Source organism: Polycladospora coralii, assembly GCF_014773435.2.
In the GTDB taxonomy this organism is placed as follows: Bacteria; Bacillota; Bacilli; order Thermoactinomycetales; family Thermoactinomycetaceae; genus Polycladospora; species Polycladospora coralii.
This window is the reverse complement of record NZ_JACXAG020000001.1, coordinates 15,820-33,732: the sequence shown is the minus strand read 5'-3', so window position 1 is coordinate 33,732 and position 17,913 is coordinate 15,820. Positions and strand designations below refer to the sequence as shown.

General features: G+C 38.3%; 16 protein-coding genes and 3 pseudogenes. 2 read left to right on the top strand and 17 right to left on the bottom strand.

Annotated features, from left to right (window positions below; translation table 11 throughout):
- Nucleotides 1-28 precede the first annotated feature (28 nt).
- The 7 genes and pseudogenes from IC619_RS00195 to IC619_RS17455 form a co-directional block, all read right to left on the bottom strand.
- Nucleotides 29-460, bottom strand: a complete 432-nt coding sequence (locus IC619_RS00195; RefSeq protein ID WP_191138102.1) for an Imm30 family immunity protein — start codon at nt 458-460, stop codon at nt 29-31.
- A 238-nt stretch (nt 461-698) separates the two neighbouring features.
- Entirely contained in the window at nt 699-1,376 is a 678-nt protein-coding gene (locus IC619_RS00190; RefSeq protein ID WP_191138101.1) for a hypothetical protein, read from the bottom strand.
- 8 nt (nt 1,377-1,384) lie between these two features.
- Nucleotides 1,385-1,999: pseudogene (locus IC619_RS00185) on the bottom strand (polymorphic toxin-type HINT domain-containing protein); the annotation flags it as partial.
- Nucleotides 2,000-2,468: 469 nt separating this feature from the next.
- On the bottom strand, nt 2,469-2,750 hold the full coding sequence (locus IC619_RS00180; protein ID WP_191138100.1) for a hypothetical protein: 282 nt from the start codon (nt 2,748-2,750) through the stop codon (nt 2,469-2,471).
- 22 nt (nt 2,751-2,772) lie between these two features.
- The gene (locus tag IC619_RS00175; protein ID WP_191138099.1) at nt 2,773-3,009 is read right to left on the bottom strand and encodes a hypothetical protein; all 237 of its coding nucleotides are present in this window, start codon (nt 3,007-3,009) and stop codon (nt 2,773-2,775) included.
- A gap of 10 nt (nt 3,010-3,019) precedes the next feature.
- On the bottom strand, nt 3,020-3,352 hold the full coding sequence (locus tag IC619_RS00170; RefSeq protein WP_191138098.1) for a hypothetical protein: 333 nt from the start codon (nt 3,350-3,352) through the stop codon (nt 3,020-3,022).
- Nucleotides 3,353-3,548: 196 nt separating this feature from the next.
- A complete protein-coding gene (locus tag IC619_RS17455) occupies nt 3,549-4,733 on the bottom strand; it encodes an RHS repeat domain-containing protein (protein WP_488212616.1) in 1,185 nt (394 codons plus the stop codon).
- Between IC619_RS17455 and IC619_RS00160 the strand changes: the two are divergent.
- A pseudogene (locus IC619_RS00160) lies at nt 4,645-5,052 on the top strand (DDE-type integrase/transposase/recombinase); the annotation flags it as partial. The gene IC619_RS17455 and the pseudogene IC619_RS00160 sit on opposite strands and share 89 nt — an antisense overlap.
- Before the next feature lie 163 nt (nt 5,053-5,215).
- Here the strand turns inward: IC619_RS00160 and IC619_RS00155 are convergent.
- Nucleotides 5,216-8,824: a non-ribosomal peptide synthetase family protein gene (locus IC619_RS00155; RefSeq protein WP_191138095.1), complete on the bottom strand. Its 3,609-nt coding sequence runs from the start codon at nt 8,822-8,824 to the stop codon at nt 5,216-5,218.
- Between the two features lie 164 nt (nt 8,825-8,988).
- A complete protein-coding gene (locus tag IC619_RS00150; RefSeq protein WP_191138094.1) occupies nt 8,989-9,330 on the bottom strand; it encodes a winged helix-turn-helix transcriptional regulator in 342 nt (113 codons plus the stop codon).
- Nucleotides 9,331-9,434: 104 nt separating this feature from the next.
- On the opposite strand from IC619_RS00150, the gene IC619_RS00145 reads away from it, so the two are divergent.
- Entirely contained in the window at nt 9,435-10,349 is a 915-nt protein-coding gene (locus IC619_RS00145; protein WP_191138093.1) for an arginase family protein, read from the top strand.
- A gap of 90 nt (nt 10,350-10,439) precedes the next feature.
- On the opposite strand, the pseudogene IC619_RS17150 reads toward IC619_RS00145, so the two are convergent.
- The 8 genes and pseudogenes from IC619_RS17150 to IC619_RS00100 all read right to left on the bottom strand — a co-directional run bounded on the left by IC619_RS17150 (nt 10,440) and on the right by IC619_RS00100 (nt 17,863).
- A pseudogene (locus tag IC619_RS17150) lies at nt 10,440-10,939 on the bottom strand (hypothetical protein).
- A 20-nt stretch (nt 10,940-10,959) separates the two neighbouring features.
- Entirely contained in the window at nt 10,960-11,139 is a 180-nt protein-coding gene (locus IC619_RS00130) for a hypothetical protein (RefSeq protein WP_191138092.1), read from the bottom strand.
- Between the two features lie 20 nt (nt 11,140-11,159).
- Entirely contained in the window at nt 11,160-12,545 is a 1,386-nt protein-coding gene (locus tag IC619_RS00125) for a glucose-6-phosphate isomerase (protein ID WP_191138091.1), read from the bottom strand.
- A 32-nt stretch (nt 12,546-12,577) separates the two neighbouring features.
- Nucleotides 12,578-13,609, bottom strand: a complete 1,032-nt coding sequence (gene galE / locus IC619_RS00120) for a UDP-glucose 4-epimerase GalE (protein ID WP_191138090.1) — start codon at nt 13,607-13,609, stop codon at nt 12,578-12,580.
- Nucleotides 13,606-14,484 (bottom strand): UTP--glucose-1-phosphate uridylyltransferase GalU, encoded by an 879-nt coding sequence (gene galU, locus IC619_RS00115; protein WP_191138089.1) that lies wholly within the window; start codon nt 14,482-14,484, stop codon nt 13,606-13,608. The genes galE and galU overlap by 4 nt, the downstream gene beginning before the upstream one ends.
- Nucleotides 14,471-14,875 carry a GtrA family protein gene (locus IC619_RS00110; protein ID WP_191138088.1) on the bottom strand — a complete coding sequence of 135 codons (405 nt, stop codon included), beginning with the start codon at nt 14,873-14,875 and terminating at the stop codon, nt 14,471-14,473. Before IC619_RS00110 ends, galU begins: the two co-directional genes overlap by 14 nt.
- Nucleotides 14,868-15,839, bottom strand: coding sequence for a glycosyltransferase family 2 protein (locus IC619_RS00105; RefSeq protein ID WP_191138087.1), 972 nt, complete (start codon nt 15,837-15,839; stop codon nt 14,868-14,870). Before IC619_RS00105 ends, IC619_RS00110 begins: the two co-directional genes overlap by 8 nt.
- Nucleotides 15,840-15,886: 47 nt before the next feature.
- On the bottom strand, nt 15,887-17,863 hold the full coding sequence (locus tag IC619_RS00100) for an ArnT family glycosyltransferase (RefSeq protein ID WP_191138086.1): 1,977 nt from the start codon (nt 17,861-17,863) through the stop codon (nt 15,887-15,889).
- Nucleotides 17,864-17,913: the final 50 nt, after the last annotated feature.

Here is a 17,913-nt window from a genome sequence, read left to right as displayed (position 1 = left end):
TGTCTAACTGTAAAAGTCACTTTATTATTTACTGCATATCTAGAACAAATTTTACTTTTTCATGAAACCTGTCTGGATTGTTCTTTTGAATGTTATTTAATACACTTTTAATGTGATATTGGACAATATCGGGAGATGATAAATATAGCTGTTTTAAATCATGGATTACATCTTTATGATTGAGCCTGCGTTTAAGCATGAGTTCCATCCATTCTGGAGCATTTTCATTAATTTGAGGTATGGTTTGTACGAAATAATAACCCTTTCTATCAATCTCCTCTAAAAAATGTAACAGTCCCCACATCACTTCAAATGCTTCACAATTGTCATCCAAAACTAAATAGAGTTTCTCTATTGTCTGCTCGTCTAATCCATCATTCTCAAATTTCTCATACAAGGAAGCCAGCGCTTCTTCAAATAAGATAAATTCTTCTTCTGTAGACATCATGCGATTATTCATAAGTTGGTCTATCATCCTTATAAGGCCCTCTCATTTTAATTTGACACATAATAACGATGTACGATCATCAGCTATTATACAGCTATGTACACTGATCCGCTATGCAGCAGTATGAAAAACCGTCCGGTTATCAACGTTTGGATTGAGTGAATGGAGATGAGTTTCTTTACATGAGAAAAGCCACTCCTACGATTATAAGAATGACTTTTTTTATATTCAATATCAGTACCGTCATTAATTAATCGATAACATTAAATGATTTTAATGCAATGATTAACTGCTCTTTTTCTCCTCTATGTTTATCTAAATATTCCTTTGCTATTTCCTTTGCTGTCTCATTTTGACCTAACACCAAAAATACTGCTATGCGCATTAAATAACGTTTTTCTTTATCATTAAATGTGTCAGGAATGTAAATGTCAGACATATATGCATTAGATATGTCTTTTATAAATTGGTAACTATTTAATGTAGGTATTAGGTGCTCTATCACAATTGCTTTGATCTTCTCTCCAATGGATGAAATATCTTTTTCGTTGTATATCCTCCATACTATGTATGGACGGTCAGGAAAAACTCCTCCTATCTGTGATTTAATCGTTTTATGAACTGGAGGAATGGGTCTATTTAATTGTTTTTCGATCTGACAATGAATTTGGTTTTGAATTATGCTTATTTCAGGGAAATCTATTGAAAACTGCATTTCCACACGTGCAATAGAAGGATCATTTTTATAGCGAGGGTATATAACGTAAAATTCAACTTCTTGTTGACATTCTTGCATTTTTCTTTTGAACTTTAACGATCTCTTATACCAAGTAAATCCTTCATTAGTTAAAAATTCAACAGCATATTCTTCTAACATCGGTTGTACCAATTGTTGTTTAATTTGCTTACGTTTTTCTCTAGCATTCACCTACAAAACTACCTCCTGATCAACATAGTTCTACGGATAGTTTGTCCCTCTGCTCGTCCTACACCTTGTGCTTGGTTGGCTCTTCTTACATTTTTATAAAATTCTCTTTGATTTTTAGTTCTCACGTCCGTTCCAGATTTTACCTCTATACCAACTAAATGACCGCTGGGAGATTCAGTAACTATGTCGTATCTTCTTCTATGATCGACACCATTAACTGTGAAAGTTAACCCTTCTCCTTGCACACTCCATCCTTTTTTATTTCCTATGGCATTTAAAACTGAACTTACTGCCTCTTCACCAGCCCTCTCATTTCCATTAGGACTAGCAAATTTACCATCTGCAGTTCTCCACCCATTATTCCAGGCACACATACTATGCGTAAACACTTTCAAGTCAGACACATAATACGTATGGAAATCCTTCACCTTAAAGTTATAGACAGTGGCCTTCTTATCCTGCTTGACAATCTGATCTACCGTTAAGGTTTTTCCATCTGCCGTTTCGAATACATCACCGGCTTTAAGATCAATGGTCTTGACCCAACCCACATCAACAACCCAGAAAGGATGTTCATCGGTGGTTTCAATGATTTCGCCACCTACGTGGATTTGATAGGTTTCATTGACCTCACGTTCTTAGAGCCATTCAACCTCTTTATAGGCTTGCTCACCTGTTTTTTTATCTTTCGCAAGCACTTCGTCTCCGATTTTGATCACTTCAATCGGTTTTTCGCCGTCTTTGGTCTGGACTTTTATGCCGGCGGTAAAGCAGGTACAGCTTGGAGCAAAGGATCGATTAGACGATTGATTAAATAAGCCCTTAAATTTATCGTTTCAGGAAGCTTTTCAACATAAACCATTAAAAAAGTAAATTTAAAAGCCTGAATCCGACATAATAGCGAATTCAGGCCTTGGATGTATCATATGAAGATTTGAATACAAGAGGAAAAATGATTTATCCCCTTTCTTTATTCTATGAGAAGATTCGTTTGGAATCATTCAGTCTACACAGCTTTATAATTCCCTAACCTTTTGACTTCACGATCTCATTTTCAAAAATACAATTTTTATCCTAATAAAACTGCTAATCCTACGAACAGTATGACAACCTATCTGGAAAATGAATTTTATCGAAATCAAGTCGTTCAGCATCAAAAGTACCATGCTCTCTTTTTAAATATCTAATTATACTAATTCCAGCTCTCTTTAAATATAAATCATCTTCTTGACCCGGAACCGGATCTAATTCATAGAACTCATGTTTTGTCTTATTGAACTCTATCCTCCCCATACAACTTTCGTTCGGGCCGAATTGATAAATAACCTTCTTAGCATCTTCCATTTCTTTAATTAAAGCAACATATATTCCCATTCCATTATCACATCTCTTCTTTTTAAGGATTCCATGTACGTCCAGACTTTACAGTTGCATTATGTGCCGTACGATAATCGGTTTGATACAAACCCATAAAGCGTGACTCAAAATATTCATGATTTAGTAAATCAATATCACTTTCTTTATAATTACCCTTCTCTAATCTTTTCCATGCCATTGCCATTTGATAATCAGGATCAAACCGTGCAATTCTGTCATCTAATTGATGTTCTTCAAAAAATACATGATTTTTCACTCTTTCTACTCTAGATTTTTTCCAACCTGTATTGTTGGCAATCGCAAGAACTCTGGCGAATTTCCCCGTACATTTCAATTGCTTTTTCTTCTTCAATTTCCCAGTCCATTTTCTTAATTCTAGCACCAGTATATCTCGTCGACGATTGATTAAATAAGCCCTTAAATTTACCCCATGCTTTATCCGTTAGTTTTAGTACCTTTCCTCCACCCGGGATCAAGAAATCAGCGGCGGCTGAGATACGCGAGACCGATTCTCCTGTGATAAAGTCATAGCCGAGCAAATGCGCTTTTAATTTTTCCTGCTGGGGTGAAGTCCAATACAAAGCTAATGATATCATCAACCGATGAGTCTTCGCTAAGACCTAGGAGGCTCACAAGTGATACCCGATCTTTTTCAATTTGTGCTTTGTTTTTTTGTATGGACTTGCGGACATCGTTTTCAGTTTTAGGTCCTCGCTCTACCGGTGGCTCATCACAACGATTCCATGAACTTCGGTTCCAACAGCCATTAGTTCTATCATCGCTTCCTGAAATATTTCAGGTTGAAGTCCCACAAACTGCACATTCTCCACCTGATCCGGCGACAAAGTGTCCATCCCGGTCCGTATAACTGATTGGATTGGCAGCGGCAAATCCATATAAGTTGTTGTTTAAGGGGTCTTGTGCCAGCCCCATGTTGGCGCTTGCTCCGGTATACGAATCGGAGGTAAAGAAGCGTCCTTGTTCCGGATAATAACTTCTAAAGCCAAGGTCATACGATTCGGTTTGGGCATCCCAGCGTTTTCCGCCAAAGCGGTAGAGGTTGTATGCTTCTGGATTTGGGCTGTTGGCATCCGGTTTATCTAAGCCACTAAAGGCATTGGAATCCGCTTCCCCGTATGGGGTGTAGCCATAGGTCGCTCGCAAGTCTCCTTGTTCACTGGTCAGCTGTTCGACATTGCCTCTCACATCGTATTGATAGTACGAGCGTTCATTCTTTTGCTGATGATGCATGGCAGTCCGTTTGCCCCAAATGTCATAGGTATAGGAACGCTGGACTTGATTTTGAACGCTTTCGGATGTCAGTTGATCGGTATCGACGAGATAGTGATAGTCAATCGTTTTTTCACTATTCGATCCCGCTTGTTCAATCTTGGCGATGGTGCGATCAAAAGAGTCGTACTGGTAGTGCGTTTTCAGTGCCTTTCCGTTTTGATCCAGTTTTTGATGTTCAGTGATACGATCAAATGGATCGTATTGGTACGATTCCTGTGTTGCTCCGTTGGCCATCACTTGCTCGAGACGTCCGAGCGGGTCATATCGGTATTCGGAGGTGACGCCGTCTTTGGTTTCAGATATCAGTTGGTTATGATCATACCGATAGGTGGATTTTAATCCATCTTTTACTTTTTCAACCAAGTTGTTGTTTGGATCAAGTACATAGCTTTCTTTCGCCGTTTGTGTACCTGTTTTTTGGTATCCAATCAAACGATCGCGCGGATCGTAGTCATAGGTTGAGACGGTGTTAACGGTTTTTTGGTCAGCATCGATTCCCGTATACGTATCTCTGGTCTGATGACCGTTCGGGTTATATTCCAGCACATGTTTTTGAATCGAAGTTCCATCTGCTTTTTTCGTCTTTTTTTGACGAAGTAATGCACTAAACCGCGAATTCAAACAGCGTGAAGCACTCAAAGTGGTTGTAAGTGATTGTGTGCAACAAAAATGGCATGATGTCTGCATCTTTGTAGATCGCTTTAATCGCGAGATTATTGGATATCGTGCTGGAGAGCGGAAAGATGCACAACTCGTATACCGAGCGCTTTCGTCCATTAAGCAAGATCTGCGGAAAATTAAAACTTTCCACACAGATCGTGGAAATGAATTCAAAAACAAACTGATTGATGAAGCGCTACAAATCTTTGATATTCAGAGATCTTTAAGCTTTAAAGGATCCCCTTACTACGTAAATTGGTTCAATCGTATTCGAATCCACAGCACTTTAGAATATCTGAGTCCTATAGAGTACAAGTCTCAACACCTTAAAAACTGTCTAGTTTAGTGTTGACATTCCAAGAGACGTCTAAAAAAAGAATCAGATGAGGAAGAGGCTTTTCTCACCTCTTCCTCATCTGATTCAAGGTAAATCTACGTACTGCTCATCCCCTTTCATCTCGCTCGTCTAATCCACCCCATACGATTGATGGGTACCCATGTCCAACATGCTAATTCCCCTTAGGAAAGTAGCCGATAGAAACAGCATGATCAATGAGCTTATGAAAAAATTCCTTGTTCGGTTCATGACATATAACATCACTTGGAGAATGGTTAAACATATAATTAGAATTTTTCGCTCCATCACCTTCTAATTGTGCCATCGCCAACTGTAATCCTTCTTTATGCTTACCTTCTCCATTAAATAACCAATCGTAATACGCTGTTTCATCTAGTAGTTCGATATCATAACCATAATCAACTAAGTAGTCAATCATCTGATCGTAGGTAATTTGAATCGGGTTACAAACATGCATAAGTCTATTTTGGTCCATTCCTTTAATGATCGATCCAACAATATACTTACTCGCATAATCGATGGGAGTAAGATCGACGTACCAATCTACTTGAGGCGCTTTCCCCAGCAGTATCATTGCTTTTAACATGCGGTAAAATGCATTGTTATTAACATTTAACTGAAACTGTCCATTAATTGAATTTCCTACAAGATTACCCATTCGGTAAATCGTGCTTGAAACCCATTCGCTTTGTTCGTGTACCTTTTTTTCTGCTTCAAGTTTACTGTTCGTATAGACATTTTCCAATGAAACCTCAGCATCAAATGGGTATATTTGATATTGATTACTAAGTGCTAGATCCTCTGGAACACCTAATGTTGAGATATAAAAGAATTGAGCATCAGAAATGGGTTCTATCAAGTTTAGTAATGACGCTGTACTTTCCACATTCACACATTGGAAATGGGATCGATTGCCATGATGCTTCACCTCTGCCCCACAATGAATAATACGATCTATTTTCTGCTGTAAATTCACATATTCTATAGAATTGAGTCCAAGCCGTGGTTGAGCTAAATCTCCTTTGACGATATAGATTCTTTGTAATTCATGCTCTTTAATATCTTGAAAGTATGCATACATGATTGAAAGTAAACGAGATCGATTTCCATCACGTAGTAAGCAATAGATTGTATCATTTGTATTCTTTAATAAATCATAGAGAATGTGTGAACCTAGATACCCTGTAGAACCTGTCAATAAAATGGACTTATGGTATTCTTTTTTTATAGATATAGCTTGTCCACGTAACATCTTAGGATAGGGGCTTAAAGATTTGATATCTCTATCTTGATGAACTACCTTTGAACCTTCATTTTTCGTTTCTTCTAACCGTTTGGAAAGTTGTTGAACCGTATCATATTGATAAAAATCACCTATCTTGATGTTAGGAAAAGAAGGCTTAAGTATGACTAATATCTCCATAATTGAGAGAGAATCTCCACCGATTTCAAAAAAATGATCAGTCGTACTGATACTTTCCAATTTAAGAATTTCCTTCCATGCTGCATGCACTTTTTTTTCCGTATCAGAAACAGGACAAACCAGCTCGCTTTTTTCTGCCAAATACGCATGAAAGTTATAGGTGTCTAGTTTTTTTCGATCCATTTTTCCAGTGGGAGAGATCGGCATCTTCTCTAAAAAGCAGAAGTGATGCGGAATCATATATTGAGGAACGGACTGCCTCAAAAAATTTTTTAAGGCGGTTACTGAAATCGGCTCAGCATCTATCGTTGTGTAATAAGCGATAAGCATATTTTCTTTTACAATGACCGCTACATCCTGAATACTTTCATAGCTAGATAAACCATTTTCAATTTCTCCTATTTCTATTCGGAAACCTCTAATCTTAACTTGTGCATCTTTTCGAGAGATATATTCTATGTTCCCATCTGGCAATAGACGACCAATATCCCCTGTTTTATAAAATCGATGCTTTGAAAAAGAATCAAAAGGGTTTTGAATGAAGACTTCCTTCGTTTTTTCAGGTTGATTGAGGTATCCCTCAGCAACGCCAATCGATTTGATTAATATTTCACCGGGGTTGTATAAAGGACAAAGCTGGTTACACGCATTTACAATATACATTTCATAATTTTTATAGGGTCTACCTATCGGAACGATAGATAAGCCTTCTATGGTATTTTTTTTCACTTCAAAAGATGAAGTAACCGCTGTACACTCAGTAGGACCATATAAATTCATCACTTTAAGATCAGGTTTAAATCGATCGATAAATAATTTTGCTATTTCACTGGTTAAAGCTTCTCCTCCAGTACCCACTGCGCGTACGGTGTTAAATTTAGCTAAACCTATAACCGACAAGTGAGTAGCTAACTGATTAAAGAAAACCGTAGGTATTAATGGAATACACGTAATCGCTTTCTTTTCAATGATATCGGCGAAAGACTCGATTGAAATGCGTTCTTCTTGGTTGATCAGATGGAGCTGTGCGCCTGAATAAAATGCACCAAACATTTCATATATGGATGCATCAAAGTTGAAACTAGAAAATTGGAGAACGATATCGTCAGAAGTTAAATCATATGTATCTCTAATAGAAGGACAAAGATTCATCACTCCTCTATGATGAATTAACGTCCCTTTAGGTTTCCCTGTTGAACCAGAAGTATAAATGATATAGGCTAAATCATCGGGCTCTACATTGCAGCCCATGTCAGTCGTTCTATGATGTAAGCTGTCTTCATAATACAATACGTCCTCTACTTTGTTTTGAAACATTTCCTGAACCAAATGGGTATACACTCGCTTTGTGATCACGATCTTAGAGTTAGAATCCGAAATAATATATCGATTCCGATCTTCAGGATGTTCAGGATCCAAAGGGATATATGCAGCTCCTACTTTCATGATAGCCATTAGGCTAATGACTACTTCAACACTTCTTTCCATCAATATCGAGACAAAGTCACCTTTACAAATATTTCGTTCAATCAAAGTGTGTGCAACGCTATTAATCTGTTCATCTAGTTCTTGATATGTATATTGAATATTATCTGCTGAAAGTGCAACATGGTTAGGGTGTTTTTTTACAGTATGATTAAACATATCCAAAATGGTTTTGAAGTGATCCATATCTGCCTTGGTATGATTTAATAATTCATATGCTAATCGATCTTCATCAAGTAAGATATCTATTTTACCAACAGAAGCTTCGGGATTGCTCAACAACCCTATGAGCAATTTTTCATAATGCCTAACCAGTTTATACATCGCTCTGCTGTCTACGAAACTCTCATCATAATGAATTTTTGCTACTATATGTTCATCAGCTTGAACAAACCAATCCATACTCGTATAAGAGAACGTCTTTTTAGCGTTAAAAGATGAATGACAGTTAACATCGTTCAGATAATCGATTGAATACATCTTTTCATAATCTCGAGTCTGGTTTAATTTATTGTTTATATCAACCACAAATTGACTAAACGGTAAATGGTTGTGCACTGTCATCTTCATTGGTAACAAATGATGTTCCCCATCGACACCTACAACGATATCTTTTTCATTCGATATGCGATGAAGTAAAATATAATAGGAAGCTATAAAGACTTCACTGATGTCTATATTCCTTTTGTTACAGAAATCGTAGATTAATTGCTCCTTTCCATCCATGATGATTAATTTGGATGTCGCGATAGATTCCCAATTCATCACTTTCTTCTTCCGATCTACCATCAATTCAAATTGCGTTGGTACATCAGACAACTCTTGTTCCCAGTAATCTTTAACTGCGTTCATAACATACTCCTTTAATTGTTTAAAGTTAACATGATCACAATCACATCTCATATTCATTTTATCCAATGATGAATGGCTAATCTACTAAGCAATGAATTAAATGTTCAATAATTTATAGGATCACTATAAAACGATTACATATTTTTAATAATATAATAGATGATTTAATGTTTTTGATTTTTAGTCCCCCACTCACATAGCCCTTCCAGAATGGGTAATAGTGTCTCTGCTTTAGCCGTGAGGCTATATTCAACTTTAGGAGGAACTTGTGGATACGCTTTCCGTATAACCATACCATCCGCTTCTAATTCTTTAAGTTGTGAGCTTAATGTCTTATAAGTGATTGCACCTATTTGCCTTTTCAGTTCATTAAAGCGCACGGATTGATTTTCTGCTAAGAGATAAATGATGACCATTTTCCATTTCCCACCAATTACTGACAATGTGTAACCAAAGGGCGTATCTTGTATATTTTTTACTTTTCCTTTATATTCAGCCATACTCATCTTTACACTATCCTCTCAGGTAGTATATATCAAAAAAGTGCGTACTTTTATTTAATTTGCGTTCATTTTATACTGGCCTTACATTGAAGTAAAGGAGAGACAGCATGACTAAAAAAACAATTCGTTTACTAATGCCACAATGGCAAGGAGGAAATAACCCGAACTACGCTTTTGGAGCTGAGCTGCTGGCTTGGTTAGCTCCTGAAAGTGATCAACTCCAAATTCGAGTACCTGTTCAAACTTATGATGGAACTCCACTTGAAAATGAAAACGGTATGAATGGAAGAAAACAACTACTCAAACAATTAAAATCTGCTCATCATATTTTAGATGCATATCAGCCAGACCGAGTTGTCATGTTTGGTGGTGACTGCTTAGTCGAACAAGCACCGTTCGCTTATTTAAATGAACGGTATGGTGGGGAGTTAGGTTTGTTATGGATCGATGCCCATACTGATTTGGTTGGATATATCGGGTATGATAACGGGCATACACTCCCTCTCGGTAACCTCTTAGGGGAAGGAGATGAAGAATTTGCAAAGCATGTGAAAACCCCGCTGAAACCTGAACATGTTTTTATAGCCGGATTAACAACTCCTACAGAACAAGAAGCAGAGGTGATTTATGAAAGATTTCAAAAGTTAGGTATCGTTCCTGCTGACTCAGAAGCAGAAATGATCCAAAGACTTGGCATTAAAACTGCTGGAGCTGGAGAAATCATAAACAGCACACAATCTATTCGTGAATGGATCAATGAAAAAAACATTAAACACTTAGCCATCCACATTGATTTAGATGTGCTCGACCCCAAGACATTTCGTTCTCTCATTTTTGCCAAACCTGAAGATCCTTTTCATTTGTCACCTAAAGGAAGCCTGCAATTCATTCACCTACAGAAAATATTAAAGGAACTTTCTGAAGAAACAGATATAGTCGGATTAGGTATAACTGAACACATGCCATGGGATGCGATTGAATTAAAAAAGTTGCTTGCAGACATACCGATATTAAATGATTAATCGTACATGACTTCGTTAAATCAACGCCTATCTTAGTGAACAGATAGGCGTTGATTATCTAAATAATGTCTCATTTCCTTTTTGATATGATCAAGCTTCTCTATTGCATTTTTTTGAGAACCCCCCCATTACACTCATGTAAATTTTTATTTTGGGTTCGGTTCCTGAAGGACGAATGGCAATCCAACTCTCATCCATTTCATCCTCTACCCTATGAAGTGATTTTAACTTGAGGCCTTCCTCGATTGAACGGGTGGGAATAGATAATTCATCCTTGATCTCGTCAATTTGCTGTGAAATGGCTTTAGATACATCGGGTAACAATTGTGCTCCATCTGGTCCATATGCTTTAAAACCATTATATTGGGCTGGATTGTGACTAGCTGTGATCATAATCCTCCCACAGTTTGAAGGTGTCGAACTGCAAAAGACAGAATTGGTGTTGGCGTTAACTTGGAAAATAAATAAACGGGAATATCGTGATACAGCAAAACCTCTGCAGTTTCAACAGCAAATTCATATGAATAAAGTCTCGAATCATATGCGATCACGATTCCCTTTTTAAAAACATGTGGTTCTGTTAAAATCAAATGACGAGCAAACCCTGTTGCTATCTTACGGATGGTATACTTATTGATGCGGCTGGTACCCGCACACCAGCAGTACCAAAAGAGAGTGTTTGATCAAAGCGATCTGATATTTCTTCTTCATTTTTTAGATTTTTCAATTCTGTCAAGGTTTCGTAGTCGATTCCGGGATGCTTCATCCACCTTTTATAGTTTGTATGCATGCTTAAGTCCTCTCCACGGTCTACACAACAGACTTTTTTGATAAACCGCCTTTGTTATTGATTCGATCCTGTAATTCAAGCAACCGTTTTTCATATCCAGGTTTTCCAAGCAAAGCAAACATATTGCTCTTATAGGCTTCTACACCCGGTTGATCAAAGGGATTTACCCCCAGAATGTAACCACTCATCGCACATGCTTTTTCAAAGAAATAAACCAGTTGTCCAAATGTAAAAGGTGTGCGATCTTGGATCCCGATGACTAAATTGGGGACGCCACCATCCATATGCGCAAACATGGTCCCTTCAAAAGCTTGCTTATTAACAAAATTTAGATTTTTATCTGCTAAATAATTTAATTGATCTAAATTCCTCTGATCTTGTGGAATCGTCACCGTATGATTTGCATTTTCCACCCAAATAATCGTCTCAAATAAATTTCTTTGACCTTCTTGTATATATTGTCCAACCGCATGTAGATCGGTACTGTATTGGAGTGAAGTTGGAAAAATCCCTTTGTGATCCTTCCCTTCACTCTCACCAAATAATTGTTTCCACCATTCTGCAAAGTAATGTAAAGAAGGCTCATAGCTAATGAATAGTTCAATGATTTTTCCTTTTCGATACAAAGCATTTCGAATCGATGCATATTGGTAGCATTGATTTTGATTGAGATCATTTACTGCATAACATTCTGCAGCTGTTTGAGCCCCTGCGAGCATTTCTTCGATCTGAATTCCAGCAACTGCGATCGGAAGTAAACCTACCGAAGTGAGAACGGAATATCTCCCACCAACATCATCCGGAATCACAAACGTGGTAAATCCTTCTTCATTTGCTAATGTGCGAAGCACCCCTTTATCTGCAGCTGTCGTTACGAAAATTCGTTCTCTTGCTCCCTGTACACCATACCGCTTTTCAATGAATTTCTTGAAGATACGAAAAGCAATCGCTGTTTCCGTTGTCGTTCCAGATTTGGAAATCACATGAATACTAACTTCTTTATCCGCAATGATCTCTAACAAGTCTGTCATATAATCTGAACTAAATTGGTTTCCTACAAAGTAAATTTCAGGCGTCTTTCTCTTCTCTTTCGGTAGTTGATTATAGAAATGATGAGATAGCATGTCGATCGCAGCACGTGCACCTAAATACGATCCGCCTACCCCAATCACTACAAAAACCTCTGTGTCTTCCATTATTTTTTTCGCGACTGATTGAATTTGCTTGATCACTTTTTGTTGACTATAATCCCCGGGGTTCAACCAACCTAAGGATTCAGCCCCCACTCCGGACTTATGATGCAAAAGTTGGTGGGCGTGACGAGTAGCAGATTCAAACTGTAACCAATCCTGTTCTTGAATAAAATCAATTGATTTTGAGTAATCAAATTTGATCTGATTATGCATATTTGATTCTCCCTTCCATTTATCTGAATCATTTATCCTAACTTACTGTATAAAGAACGATTTAAAGACCTTTCGCCCTGATACCCCTCCGGATGTAGCTGATGCCATTGCCATGCATTTTCGATTATGGTGTACAAATCACTATACTGTGGTTGCCATTGAAGTAGTTTTTTTGCATGGTAGGCATCAGCTAGAAGTATGGCCGGATCTCCAGGTCGTCTTTCTTTTTCAACAACAGGTATCATTTGTTTGACAACTGCTTCTGCTGTGGCAATTACTTCTTTCACAGAGTATCCTTTTCCAGTTCCCACATTTACCGCTTGTGAAGGCACCTGATTGTTGATAGCCATTAATGCACAGTAATGGGCGCGGGCTAAGTCTAATACATGGATATAGTCACGAATACACGTACCATCTGGTGTAGGATAATCTGTCCCAAAGATGTGAATTACTCCTCTTTTTCCTTGCGCAGTTTTTAATACTAAGGGGATCAAATGTTGTTCGGGACTATGATCTTCACCCATACTACCATCGGGCATAGCTCCAGCGGCGTTAAAGTAGCGCAATGCCATCCATCGTAAACCATATGCTCGTTCAAGCCATTCCAACTGTTGCTCAATCATCCATTTGGATAAGCCATAAGGGTTAATGGGTTTTTTATTTGTCTCTTCCGGAATTGGCAGGCGATTTACCAATCCATATACAGCTGCCGTGGAAGAGAGAATGAATTGTTTTATACCTCTCTTCATCAATGTTGATAAAAATACTGCGGTCTTTGCTGTGTTTTCTTCGAAATAGAGATCCGGTTTTGCGATCGATTCACTTACTGAACTATGAGCGGCAAAATGAATGACAGCATCGATTTGATGGCGATTGATAATCTGTGAAACGAGTTCCCGATCAGAGATATCCCCAATATAAAGTGGAACCGAGTGAGGGACTGCTTCACCGTGTCCCGTTGTTAAACTGTCTAATACAACAACCTCTAAACCCCTTTCCAACAGATAACATACTGTATGGCTTCCGATATAGCCTGCTCCTCCTGTTACTAGGACATGATTCATAGATATATCACCTCTTTTTCCTGTAAGTATTTACGGATTTCGTCAGCAAGATCTGGACGTGCTATTGCATAGTCAATTGTAGCTTTGATATACCCTGCCTTGTCACCAACATCATACCGTTTCCCTTGAATTTGAAGCCCCATCATTTGTTTTTTTAGATTCATCTCACACAATGCATCCGTGAGTTGAATTTCGCCACCTTTACCCATGTTTATCTTTTCCAAGTATTTAAATATATCGGGTTCTAACACATACCGACCTATAACAGCAAGATTTGAAGGCGCTGTGTGCATCGACGGTTTTTCAACCAAACCGCCAACTTGATAGGTACGAGGTAAGTCGCTACTAATGGGATCAATAATCCCATATTTACTAACTTCCTCTAGCGCTACTTGTTGTATGCCCAACACAGATGTTTGTTCTTGTTCATACACATCTATCATTTCATTTAATGTAGGGCGGGACGATTCAATAATGTCGTCACCCAATAATACGGCAAACGGTTCATCCTCTATGAAATTTCTGGCACAAAGTATCGCATGTCCTAATCCCAATGGTTGCTTTTGGCGTACATAGGTAATATCAGTCAGATCGGATATGTTTAACACCATGTCCAAAAGCTCTTTTTTCCCTTTTTGAAGGAGATGATTTTCTAATTCTAAGGTGTGATCAAAATGGTCTTCAATGGCTCTTTTATGCCGACCCGTAACGATCATAATCCTTTCAATGCCTGAAGCAATCGCTTCTTCTACAATAAATTGAATCGTAGGTTTATCGATGATCGGTAACATTTCTTTAGGTAATGCTTTTGTAGCTGGTAAAAATCGCGTTCCGAGTCCTGCTGCGGGAATAATTGCTTTTCTAACTTTTTTCATATTTACACTCCTCGTCTGTTGAAAATACCCAAATTTTCATTCCTAGAAAATTAACAGCCATACCTGTCATCGTGGCAATTCCTTTACTCGTCCAAACCCATACATGAGCATTTTCTAAAACGATCAATATGAGAAGTGAGAAGAGTAAAGCTGTTAAACTAATCAAGATAAATCGAATCATTTCCAACCAGTTGCCACTTGATTGCTTATTAGACTGAAACGTCCAACATTTATTCCATACATAACTGTTAACTGTGCCTGCCAAATAAGAGATGATCTGAGCAATTTCTGTGTTTAGAGATAAGACATAAAAAAGGATTGCAAAAGTGAGAAAATCAATTAACGTATTTAGCACGCCCACCAATGAAAATCGTAAATAGGTTTTAATCATGGAAAGTAAAATGCTTCAAATTGTTTTTGGGTTCATTTTGATGCGCCTTAATGATATAAAGTGGCCGACTTTTTGACTCATCATAAATTCTACCGATATACTCCCCTAGCAACCCTAAAAAGATAAATAAAACACCGTTAAAAAACAAAATGAGAGATATAATTGATGCCCAACCAGGTACAGTTGCTTCTGAGAACCCAGCTTGTAATAATACGAGAATCAAATAACTAAAGCTACCACCAGCTAATAACCAGCCCAAGTAAGTTGCCATTTTTAAAGGTCGATATGAAAATGACGTGATGGCATCGATTGAAAGCTTTAACATTTTTTTGAGTGGATATTTGGTTTCGCCAGCCCATCTTTCTTCCCGTTTATACGCAATGGCAGTTTGACGAAACCCAACCCAACTCACTAAACCACGAACAAAACGATTTTGCTCTTTCATATCTTTCATCTGTTCACAAACCGAACGGTCAATTAAACGAAAATCACCGGTATCAACTGGGATTTCCACATCGGTCATACGGTATAGTAGTCGATAAAAAACAGCAGCTGTAAGGCGTTTAAAAGGGGTTTCACCTTCTCGTTCAGTCCGCTTGGCATAAACAACTTCATATCCTTCTTGCCATTTATCTATCATCTTTAAAATCAATTCGGGTGGATCTTGTAAATCAGCATCGATCACAATGATCGCATCGCCTTGTGCAAGATCCATTCCAGCCGTAATCGCTACTTGATGTCCAAAATTACGAGAAAAATGAACCGACTGAACCGCTTGATCTTGCGTACAAAGTTCTGTCAAAATCTGTTCGGATTGATCCGAACTACCGTCATCAATAAATATAAGCTCATATGAATCATTCGTTTGACTCATTACATTACTCAACCGCCGGTAAGTCTCTCTTAACACTTCTTCTTCATTAAAAACAGGTACGATTACAGAATAACGGACATTAGATGTCATGATTTAGACTCCCTTTCTTTTCTAAGAGGGAGAGATGCTCCCTCTTGCTATTCTTTAAACGCATAAAGCTGTGACATCCTAGTTCCAGCAGATTTTCGCCCTTGTCTGTCCTCATCATCCATTGATTCATCCATATATAGACGGGTATCAACAGGTACTGCATTCTCCCTGATCCATTCGTTTAACTCTGAACCTTGACGTTGTGGCCCACCAGATCTACCACCTTGTTCTCTCACAAAAATATATTTTAACTTTCCAGTCTCAACAAGCTCTTTCAACTCTTCTACACTTAAAATTTGATCTCGTCCGCCAAATCCACCATACGAAATCGCTGGCAAACCTGTTTCAATGATAATGGAGGAAACTTCATGAGAACTCGCACCTGCAACAAGATATTGCCCTTCTTGGTAATTCTCCTTTAAAAACGAGATGAGCTTACTGTTGTCTTGACTGGACTTTCCTTTTTTTTCAGTAGCAAGTTCTGGACCCGCATAAGGTAATGCGGGTGATCCACCATATTGAATCGGCGTAATGGACCAAACAAACGGTGCGAGTAGCAATCCAATCATGGCAATCGTCGCTGCCATTTTATAAAAACCTGGCTTTCGATGTTGGATGAGTAAACATACGGCACCACCTATGGCACAAGCCACAATGATTGGAATTAACCAAGTGCGATAGAAATCATAAGACGAAACGAGCTTGATCTGGAACAATGCAGTTCCAATCATGCTGATAGGAAGTAGCCATCTCAACATTTTTTCTCTTTCTTGCCATAACTTCCACATGGTGACACACCCCGTACCTACAATTGCCGCGATTGCCGGTGCTAACATGATCAGATAGTAGCGATGGAAGAAGCCAGCAAAGCTGAAAAAGATCATCATTGGCAATAACCAAGCCAGCCAAAAAATAGTCATCTGATCTCTTTCTCGGCTCAGCGATCCTCGTAATAATGCAAAAAACGACAGCAATACGAATGGTAAAAACCAACTAATTTGACCTGCTAACTCAGAACCAACCAGTCGCAAAATCCCTGCTTCCCCGGTTTCTCTATTACCGCGAGATCCTCCATTACGTGATCCATCCTGTCCTTGGTTCCCAATTGGAGATTGACCTATCCCACTTGGTGGACCATCTTGACTGCTATTTGGAGATTGACCCATCCCACTTCGCTGGCCATCTTGACTGCTATTTGGAGATTGACCCATTTCACTTGGTGCTCCTCCTTTGCCATTCCAACGGTCAAAACCATTATGATTGAAAATGAGTTCCATTACGGAATTATGGGTCGAACTGCCAATAAAAGGACGTTCGTTTGCAGGGATCGAATCTACGGCTGTTGCCCACGAAAACGAGATGAGTAACACGATAACCCCTGATATTACAACATGCGCGATCTTTTTAATCCATGTTTGTTTTGCATATAATAAATAGGTAATCACTAATGCGGGCACAATCAGATATGCTTGCATCATTTTAATATTGAATCCAATTCCGATGAGTGCTGCGGAAATAAATAAATAGGAAGTCTTGTGCTCATCAATCGCTTTAAATAAGCACCATGTACTTAGCATTAAAGTAAAGATTAGCATGCTGTCTGGATTGTTGGTTCTTGAGACAGCTACTGCAATCGGTGTAAGTGCAAACACGGTTGCAGATAGTAATCCTGAAGTTGGACCAAATTTTTTAGTAACTAGTTTGTATAAAATAAAACCCGATGCTGTAAAAGCAAGGGATTGAGGCAAAATGATTGACCAACCATAATACCCAAATATTTTAGCAAACAGGGCTTGTATCCAAAATGCTACTGGTGGTTTATCCACTGTTACAAAACCTGCTGGATCAAATGAAGCAAAGAAGAAGTTATGCGCATTTTCAAGCATGCTTCGTACTGTTGCTGCGTAGTAGCTATTGGAAAAACCATCCTGAGAAATATTTATAAAACTTAAGCCAAATGTCGCGAGCATAATGAGTGCAAGTAACATGTGATGTCGTTTACTCGACTTTTTTATTTGCTCCATCATTCAAACCTCCTTCGGTTAACTTGATACGATCTTAAATCAGTAATGTG

Bases quoted from the DNA above. Each gene is read 5' to 3' on its own strand.
- IC619_RS00195 (WP_191138102.1), bottom strand. From the start codon at position 460: ATGAATAATCGCATGATGTCTACAGAAGAAGAATTTATCTTATTTGAA.
- IC619_RS00180 (WP_191138100.1), bottom strand. From the start codon at position 2,750: ATGGGAATATATGTTGCTTTAATTAAAGAAATGGAAGATGCTAAGAAG.
- IC619_RS17455 (WP_488212616.1), bottom strand. From the start codon at position 4,733: ATGCAGACATCATGCCATTTTTGTTGCACACAATCACTTACAACCACT.
- IC619_RS00155 (WP_191138095.1), bottom strand. From the start codon at position 8,824: ATGAACGCAGTTAAAGATTACTGGGAACAAGAGTTGTCTGATGTACCA.
- IC619_RS00150 (WP_191138094.1), bottom strand. From the start codon at position 9,330: ATGAGTATGGCTGAATATAAAGGAAAAGTAAAAAATATACAAGATACG.
- IC619_RS00145 (WP_191138093.1), top strand. From the start codon at position 9,435: ATGACTAAAAAAACAATTCGTTTACTAATGCCACAATGGCAAGGAGGA.
- IC619_RS00130 (WP_191138092.1), bottom strand. From the start codon at position 11,139: ATGCATACAAACTATAAAAGGTGGATGAAGCATCCCGGAATCGACTAC.
- IC619_RS00125 (WP_191138091.1), bottom strand. From the start codon at position 12,545: ATGCATAATCAGATCAAATTTGATTACTCAAAATCAATTGATTTTATT.
- galE (WP_191138090.1), bottom strand. From the start codon at position 13,609: ATGAATCATGTCCTAGTAACAGGAGGAGCAGGCTATATCGGAAGCCAT.
- galU (WP_191138089.1), bottom strand. From the start codon at position 14,484: ATGAAAAAAGTTAGAAAAGCAATTATTCCCGCAGCAGGACTCGGAACG.
- IC619_RS00110 (WP_191138088.1), bottom strand. From the start codon at position 14,875: ATGATTAAAACCTATTTACGATTTTCATTGGTGGGCGTGCTAAATACG.
- IC619_RS00105 (WP_191138087.1), bottom strand. From the start codon at position 15,839: ATGACATCTAATGTCCGTTATTCTGTAATCGTACCTGTTTTTAATGAA.
- IC619_RS00100 (WP_191138086.1), bottom strand. From the start codon at position 17,863: ATGGAGCAAATAAAAAAGTCGAGTAAACGACATCACATGTTACTTGCA.